We start from the raw sequence: 8,154 nt of genomic DNA, 5'->3' as shown, positions 1-8,154 counted from the left end.
CGAATAAAGCAAGGAGCCGCACCGGCAGCAATGCGCGTTGTGGCCGCTTTGGTCGCCGAAGATCAGGAGTTTGTCCTCGCCTTCGGTGAGGACAAACTTTTCACGCTCGATACCGGCGAAAGGCTTGAATGCCGAACCGGTGGTGCGCCGACAGTCCGAACAATGGCAATTCGCGGCATAGAGGAATTCGTCGGCCACCTCGTAGTGAACCGCGCCGCAAAAGCATTTTCCGGTGAGCTTGCTCGGCACTCTCTCCTCCATTGCTGTGGTGCGCAGGGGTATGTTCAGATGAGGCCAGGCCAGCCTCACCTGAATATGGGCATATCCTAGTCCAGGTCCGCCACGGCTTCGCCGGCACCGCCTTCGATGCGCTGCGACAACGAGGCTTCCATGAAATCGTCGAGGTCGCCATCGAGCACGCTCGACGGGCTGGTGCTCTCGACGCCGGTGCGGAGATCCTTCACCAACTGATAGGGCTGCAGCACATAGGAGCGGATCTGGTGGCCCCAGCCGATATCGCTCTTCGATGCTTCGGTGGCGTTTGCAACCGCCTCGCGCTTCTTCAGCTCTTCCTCGTAAAGGCGCGAGCGCAGCATCTCCCAGGCCTTGGCCTTGTTCTTGTGCTGCGAACGTTCGGCCTGGCAGGCGACCGCGATGCCAGTGGCCAGATGCGTGATGCGCACCGCCGAATCGGTGGTGTTGACGTGCTGGCCGCCCGAGCCGGACGAGCGATAAGTATCGATGCGGACGTCGGATTCGGAGACGTCGATCTCGATCGTGTCGTCGATGACCGGATAGACCCAGACGCTGGCGAAGGACGTATGCCGGCGCGCATTGCTGTCATAGGGCGAAATACGCACCAGGCGATGAACGCCCGATTCCGTCTTCATCCAGCCATAGGCGTTGTGGCCTTTGATCATCAACGTGGCGGACTTGATGCCGGCCTCTTCGCCGTCATGCATTTCCAGCACTTCGACTTTGAAACGGCGCCGCTCGGCCCAGCGCGTGTACATGCGCAGCAGCATCGAGGCCCAGTCCTGGCTTTCGGTGCCGCCGGCACCGGCATGGATTTCGAGATAGGTGTCGTTGGAGTCTGCTTCACCCGACAGCAGCGTCTCGACCTGGCGGGCCTTCGCTTCGCCTTGCATCGAGCGGATCGCGGCTTCCGCCTCGGCGATCACGCCCTCATCGCGCTCTTCCTCGCCGAGTTCGATCAGGCCGATATTGTCTTCCAGCGCCTGCGTCAGACCTTTCACCGAGGCGATGCCTTCTTCGAGGCTCTGGCGTTCGCGCATCAGCTTCTGCGCTTCCAGCGGCTCGTTCCAGAGGCTGGCGTCCTCGGCGCGCACATTGAGGTATTCAAGCCGCTTTATGGCTTGATCCCAGTCAAAGATGCCTCCTCAGCAGGGTTATCGCCTGCCTGATCTCGTCGACAATATTCTGCGTTTCCGCGCGCATGGCTGGCTGTTCTGTCCTGTTTGCTGAAATCGGTCGGCGCGATACATAGGCACGCCGCCGCCGGCTGTAAAGCAAAATGGGCCGGCCCAAGGCCAGCCCATCCGCCCCTGAAAATCGTCAGTAGAGGCCGCCGCCGCCGGACTGGATAGCCTGATTGGCCTGCGGCGACAGCGCGCCACCGGTGGCATTTGAGCCGTCGGCGCCCATGCCGATCACCCAATAGCTGTCGGCGGGACCGGTGCCCGGCTTGAAGGCTTCGATGATGGTGCCGGGATCGCCCGATGCGGCACGCATGCCGGTCTTGCGATTGATGGCGACCAGGTTCATGCCTTCCGGCACCTTGAAGTCGACATTGGGCGTGCCGTCCAGCGCCACTCGCATGAAGTCCTTGAAGATCGGGGCTGCGAGGCCGCCACCGGTGGCGCCATGGCCGAGGCCGCGCGGCGTGTCATAGCCCATGTAGAGGCCGACGACGAGGTTGGGCGTGTAACCGATGAACCAGGCGTCCTTTTCATCGTTGGTCGTTCCGGTCTTGCCGGCGATGTGACGGCCGAGTTCGCCGATGGTGGCGCCGGTGCCGCGCTGCACGACCCCTTCCATCATCGAGGTGATCTGGTAGGCGGTCATCGGGTCGAGCACCTGCTCGGAATTGTCGACCAGCTCCGGCTCCGGCTGGTTCTGCCATTCCTGCGCATTGCAACCCTGGCAGCCACGTTCGTCCTGCTTGAACACCGTCTTGCCGTAGCGGTCCTGGATGCGGTCGATGAGCGACGGTTTGATCGACTTGCCGCCATTGGCCATGATCGAATAGGCCGACACCATGCGCATCACGGTGGTTTCGCCGGAACCCAACGCCATTGGCAGATACGGTGCCAGATGGTCGTAGACACCGAAGCGCTCGGCATATTCGACCACCAGCTTCATCCCCATGTCATTGGCAAGCCGCACCGTCATCAGGTTGCGCGACTTCTCGATGCCGGAGCGCAGGGTCGCCGGACCGGCGACGGTGCCGTCATAGTTCTTCGGCGTCCAGCTCGTGTTGCCGCTCTGGATCGTGATCGGCCCGTCCATGATAACCGAGGCCGGCGTATAGCCATTGTCGAGCGCTGCCGAATAGACGATCGGCTTGAACGAGGAGCCCGGCTGGCGCATGGCTTGCGTGGCGCGGTTGAATTCGGACTGCGCATAGGAGAAGCCGCCGACCATGGCCAGCACGCGGCCGGTGTGCGGGTCCATGGCGATCAGGCCGCCCTCTACTTCGGGCACCTGGCGCAGGCTGTAGGTGCCCTCGGCACCATCGTTTTTCTGCACGAAGATGACGTCGCCCGGCTTCAACACCTCCGCCGGCGACTTGGCCTTGACGGTCTTGCCGGCGACCACATGGCGCATGGCAAAACCCATGTCCTCCTTGCTGATGGTGCCTTCGACGCGCTCCTTGACGATCTCGCCCGACGCCTGCCGTGCGGGCTGCAGGCCGATCGACAGGCCGGTCGCCGAACTGTCGAGCACGACGGCGAGCGACCATTCGGGAACATCCTCCAGTCCCTTGACGGCGCCAAGCGGCACGCCCCAGTCGCCCGAGACATCGATCGATGTCACCGGCCCGCGATAGCCGCGCAGCGTGTCGTATTTCATCAACCCGTTCTGCATCGATTTGCGGGCAATGAGCTGGATCTTCGGATCGAGCGTGGTGCGGACGGAGAGGCCGCCTTCGTAGAGTGCATTCTCGCCGTAGCGGGCGATGATCTGGCGGCGCACCTCTTCGGTGAAGTACTCGCCGGCGAACAGATAGGTGCCGCTGCGCCGCGGCGTCACGCCCAGCGGCTCAGCCTTGGCCTTGTTGCCTTCCTCACGCGTGACATAGCCGTTCTCGACCATCTGATCGATGACCCAGTTGCGGCGCTCGATCGCGCGATCGGCATGCTTGAAAGGGTGATAGTTGTTCGGCCCCTTGGGCAGGGAGGCCAGGTAGGCGGCCTCGGCCACGGACAGTTCGTTGACCGACTTGTCGAAATAGGTCAGCGCCGCACCGGCGACGCCATAGGCGCCGAAGCCGAAGAAGATTTCGTTGAGGTAGAGCTCGAGAATGCGATCCTTGGGATAGGCCTGCTCGATGCGGAAGGCGAGGATCATCTCCTTGATCTTGCGCTCGTAGGTCTGGTCCGAGGACAACAGGAAGTTCTTCGCCACCTGCTGGGTGATCGTCGAAGCGCCGACCTGGCGCCGGCCCGAGCCGAAATTCTGCAGGTTGACGATGATGGCGCGGCCGAGGCCGGTGACATCGATGCCCGGGTGATTGTAGAAATTCTTGTCTTCCGCCGACAGGAAGGCCGCCTTGACGCGGTCCGGAATGGCCTGGATCGGCAGATACAGGCGCCGTTCGCGCGCATATTCGGCCATCAGCGCGCCGTCGGACGCATGGATGCGGGTGGTCACCGGCGGCTCGTATTTGGCCAGCACCTCGTAGTCGGGCAGATCCTTCGACAAATGGCCGATGTAGATCGCAACGCCCGCCGCGACCAGAAGGGCCAGCGTCGTGCCGATGCCGAAAAAATAGCCAATGAGACGAATCATACCCGCTCCAGTCCTTGGTTCGGGAATTTCCTAAACGAAGCCGCCTTTCACGCAAGCTTTCGAGCCGGTCCCAATCCGTAATCGAAAACCCTTGTCGCCGCCATGTGGACAAAATACGGCAATGCCTGATTTCACGGCTGCTGGCCGGAAATAAAAGCACTGGGTGTTGTCGTCGCGCAACGCCGCCTCTGGTTGCAGGCGTCGCCGGTCATGTCAACCTCCGGTTCCCGATCCGGCCTTGGCCGACGCGAACAGCGCGACGGCGTTGGTTATGCTCTGGGCCGCCTTGCCGCGCCAGTCGGCGTTGAGCAACTGCGCCTCGTCCTTGGCGTTCGAGAGATAACCGAGTTCGACCAGCACCGACGGCACATCGGGTGCCTTGAGCACCTTGAAACCCGCGGAGCGCTGCGGATTGTTGATAAGACCGACGCTGGTCGACAACTGGCCAACCAGCGTGTGGGCGAAACTCATCGAGAAATTGTGTGTTTCGCGGCGGATCAGGTCGATCAGGATGTCGGTGACTTCCTTGTTGTCGTTCTTGATTTCCATGCCGGCGAACTGGTCGGAGAGGTTCTCACGGTCGGCAAGCGCCTGCGCCTCGGGGTCCGAAGCCTTGTCGGAGACGGTATAGACGGTGGCGCCGCGAATGCCCTTGACGCTGATCGTGTCGGCATGGATCGAAATAAGCAGGTCGGCCTCATGCTGACGGGCAATGCGCACGCGGTCGTCCAGACGCAGGAATTCGTCTGTGTCGCGCGTCATGAACACATCGTAATTGCCGACGGCCGCGAGTTTGTCGCGCAGCTCCGTGGCGAAGGCCAGCGTGACGTTTTTTTCGATGGTGCCGTTCAGGCCCTCGGCACCGCCGTCGATGCCGCCATGGCCGGGGTCGATGACGACGGTGAACCGATGGCCCGGATTGGAGACCGGCCCGGTGCCGACCCGCCCTCCCTTGTCGGTCGAAACGGTCGATCCGGTGGTCAGCGCCTGATTGGCAAGTGCGGCATCGAACTCGCGTTCGGATGCCGCCGACATATCGATGGCAATGCGGTAGCCGGTTCCGTCCTCGTTCTTGAGCACGTCGAGCTTGTCGACGGCAAAGGGTCCCTTGCCGGTGAGGATCAGACGCGAAACGCCCTCGCCGAGTTCGCCCAGGCGCACGCCCTTGACCAGGCCCCGCGCCTTCAAATCCTTGGCATCCACGGCGAATCTCGTATTCGCGAGATCGATGACAAGACGGTTGGGACCACGCAGCAGGAACCATTTGATATCGGGTTCGCGGTCGAAATCCATGACGATGCGCATCTTGGTGGCATCGCCGGCCATCTTGTAGCCTTTTGCCACGAGCGGAGCGTCGGCGGCACTGGCATTTGAAGACAAGACGGATGAGGCCGCCAGCAGCAGCAAGAGGCAGAAAGAGGCCAGGATCCGGCCGCCGACACGACATCCCTTGTCTGTGAAGTCCGCCAATCCCATCTCTCTTGCAGTCGCTCCCGGTTTGGCGCCCGGCGCCCGGTCGTTTCGTCGAAATGCCGGTTAGGCCGCGAACTCGATTAACGATTGGTATCCAGAGAAGGTTAACCAAGCCTTTTCATGCAGGGCCGCAAGCCTGGCTTTACGCTACGGAACGGCTTTTTGCCGGCATCGGAAATCGGGGTTGCCTTCCACCCCGCCAAATCATAAAAGCGATGGTGGATCACTGCAATCCTGGAACCGCCCTCCTCCGCAGCTTCTTGCTACAGGGTCAGACGTAAAGGCGGCTCCTTTCGCTTCAGGCGAAAAGGGTTCAGGTGATCGCGACGAATTTCGCAGGCGTGCTCCCGTGGCGGGGGAATCGCCTGCGTGAGGAAAACGGCCGGGTTTGTTCCCGTGCCGGCTCTGTATGAGCAAACAAGCTGGTCCGGTTCGTCCGGGCTTTGGTTCAAAAGGTTCTGTTGGTGACGATGGCTTCAAGCGCAATCATGGAAAGGTCCGCATCAAACCGCGCCATTATGGCTGCGGGCGGCACCGCCATGGCGCTCAAGCGGCGGCCGACGGACGTTCAAATATCCGGCACCCACATTCCAGACACGCAGCAGCAGGCTTTGCCTCGCAAGCTGCGGCTGACGGCTGCCGGGGGGAAACGAAATAATGCCCAACAAAATGCTGATAGACGCCTCCCACCCGGAGGAAACACGCGTTGTCGTCATACGCGGTAACCGTATTGAAGAATTCGACTTTGAATCCCAGGACAAGAAGCAGCTCAAAGGAAACATCTACCTAGCCCGCGTAACGCGCGTAGAGCCCTCCCTTCAGGCAGCCTTTGTCGAATATGGCGGCAACCGTCACGGTTTTCTCGCCTTCAGTGAAATCCACCCCGATTACTACCAGATTCCGGTCGCCGATCGTCAGGCACTGCTGCGCGCGGAAGCGCAGGAGGCTGAGGACGAGGAGAACGAGGACGGCGACGGCGATGATCGCCAGAGCCGCGATCGCGGACGGCGCGGCCGCAGGCGCGGCGGCAAGCCCCGCGACCGGGGCGAGCACAAGCGCGATGCAGCCGATTCCGGCGAGGCGAGCGACGCTGCCGACGAGGCAGAAGAAGGTGCCGACGCTGGTGTCGAGGACATCTCGCACACGTCCGAGATCATCGAACATGCGGCTGATTCGTCCGAACATGCTGATGCGTCCGAGCATGGTGAGGATTCGGCCGAGCAGGACGAAGGCGAAATCCGCGAAGGCGGCCCGACGTCGATCGCCGCCTCGGTCGAGGCCGATGTGATTTCCGAAGCCGTCCCGCTGGCCGAACAAGGTAGCGAAGCGACCTCCGGCGACAATGATCGCGGCATGCTGGAAGAAGTGCAGTCCTCGCATCCGGACGATCACGAGGTCGAATCGGTCGGCGCCGAGGATGCGCTGGAAGAAGTGCGCAACCGCCGCAAGCCGGTGCGCCGCCAGTACAAGATCCAGGAAGTGATCAAGCGCCGGCAGATCCTCCTGGTGCAGGTCGTCAAGGAAGAGCGCGGCAACAAGGGCGCGGCGCTGACCACCTATCTGTCGCTGGCCGGCCGCTATTCGGTGCTGATGCCGAACACGGCGCGTGGCGGCGGCATTTCGCGCAAGATCACCAGCGCGGTCGACCGCAAGCGGCTCAAGGAGGTCGTCGCCGATCTCGAAGTGCCGCAGGGCATGGGCGTCATCCTGCGCACCGCCGGCGAGAGCCGCACCAAGGCAGAGATCAAGCGCGACTACGAATATCTGATGCGGCTTTGGGAAAATGTCCGCAATCTCACCTTGCAGTCCACGGCCCCTGCCCTGGTCTACGAGGAAGGCAGCCTGATCAAGCGCTCGGTGCGCGACCTCTACAACAAGGATATCGACGAGATTCTTGTCTCCGGCGAGGAAGGCTACCGCGAGGCCAAGGACTTCATGCGCATGCTGATGCCGAGCCACGCCAAGGTGGTTCAGCCGTTCCGCGACACGACGCCGATCTTCGTGCGCAACGGCATCGAGGCACAGCTCGACCGCATGCTGCAGCCGCAAGTGACGCTGAAGAGCGGCGGCTACATCATCATCAACCAGACCGAAGCGCTGGTTGCCATCGACGTGAATTCGGGCCGCTCCACCAAGGAGCACTCGATCGAGGACACCGCGCTCCACACCAATCTGGAAGCGGCCGAGGAAGTCGCGCGTCAGCTAAGGCTGCGCGATCTTGCCGGCCTGATCGTCATCGACTTCATCGACATGGAGGAGAACCGCAACAACCGCTCCGTCGAGAAGCGGCTGAAGGATCACCTCAAGAACGATCGTGCGCGCATCCAGGTCGGCCGTATCTCGCATTTCGGCCTCATGGAGATGTCACGCCAGCGCATCCGCGCCAGCGTGCTGGAATCGACCATGAAGCCTTGCCCGCATTGCGGCGGCACCGGCCATGTGCGCTCCGATTCGTCGGTCGCGCTGATGGTGGTGCGGGCGATCGAGGAATTCCTGCTCAAGGATTCGCGCAGCCACATCACGGTGCGGACGCCGGCGGCGACAGCACTCTACGTGCTCAACCACAAGCGCGGCACGCTGGTGGAACTCGAAAGCCGCTTCGGGCTGACGATCACCGTCGAGGCCGACGATTCGGTGGGTTCGCAGCAC

Annotated in this window: 5 protein-coding genes; 1 reads left to right on the top strand and 4 read right to left on the bottom strand. The window is 62.2% G+C overall.

Features of this window, described 5'->3' with window-relative positions:
- The 4 genes from EN990_RS34240 to EN990_RS34225 all read right to left on the bottom strand — a co-directional run.
- On the bottom strand, window positions 1–261 hold a 261-nt coding region (locus tag EN990_RS34240; protein ID WP_245469239.1), incomplete at its 3' end, for a GFA family protein.
- Between the two features lie 65 nt (window positions 262–326).
- Window positions 327–1,458, bottom strand: a protein-coding gene (gene prfB, locus EN990_RS34235) for a peptide chain release factor 2 (protein ID WP_013531367.1) whose coding sequence is annotated in 2 segments (ribosomal slippage) — window positions 327–1,391 and window positions 1,393–1,458 — 1,131 coding nt in all. Because the reading frame shifts where the segments join, the coding sequence is not laid out codon by codon here.
- Window positions 1,459–1,575: 117 nt separating this feature from the next.
- Window positions 1,576–4,032 (bottom strand): penicillin-binding protein 1A, encoded by a 2,457-nt coding sequence (locus EN990_RS34230; protein WP_013531366.1) that lies wholly within the window; start codon window positions 4,030–4,032, stop codon window positions 1,576–1,578.
- Window positions 4,033–4,245: 213 nt separating this feature from the next.
- Window positions 4,246–5,508 (bottom strand): N-acetylmuramoyl-L-alanine amidase, encoded by a 1,263-nt coding sequence (locus EN990_RS34225; protein ID WP_064993631.1) that lies wholly within the window; start codon window positions 5,506–5,508, stop codon window positions 4,246–4,248.
- Window positions 5,509–6,162: 654 nt separating this feature from the next.
- Between EN990_RS34225 and EN990_RS34220 the strand changes: the two genes are divergently transcribed.
- Window positions 6,163–8,154 (top strand): ribonuclease E/G (locus EN990_RS34220; protein WP_164766217.1); only part of this gene is annotated, 1,992 nt, incomplete at its 3' end.

Origin of the sequence: Mesorhizobium sp. M7A.F.Ca.US.005.03.1.1 (assembly GCF_003997975.1) — a bacterium.
Lineage (GTDB): Bacteria > Pseudomonadota > Alphaproteobacteria > Rhizobiales > Rhizobiaceae > Mesorhizobium > Mesorhizobium ciceri.
Note: the sequence above shows the minus strand (reverse complement) of the source record. Positions and strands in the feature narration are given on the sequence as shown.

Coding starts and splice junctions, on each gene's coding strand:
- EN990_RS34230 (WP_013531366.1), bottom strand. CDS start 4,032: ATGATTCGTCTCATTGGCTATTTTTTCGGCATCGGCACGACGCTGGCC.
- EN990_RS34225 (WP_064993631.1), bottom strand. CDS start 5,508: ATGGGATTGGCGGACTTCACAGACAAGGGATGTCGTGTCGGCGGCCGG.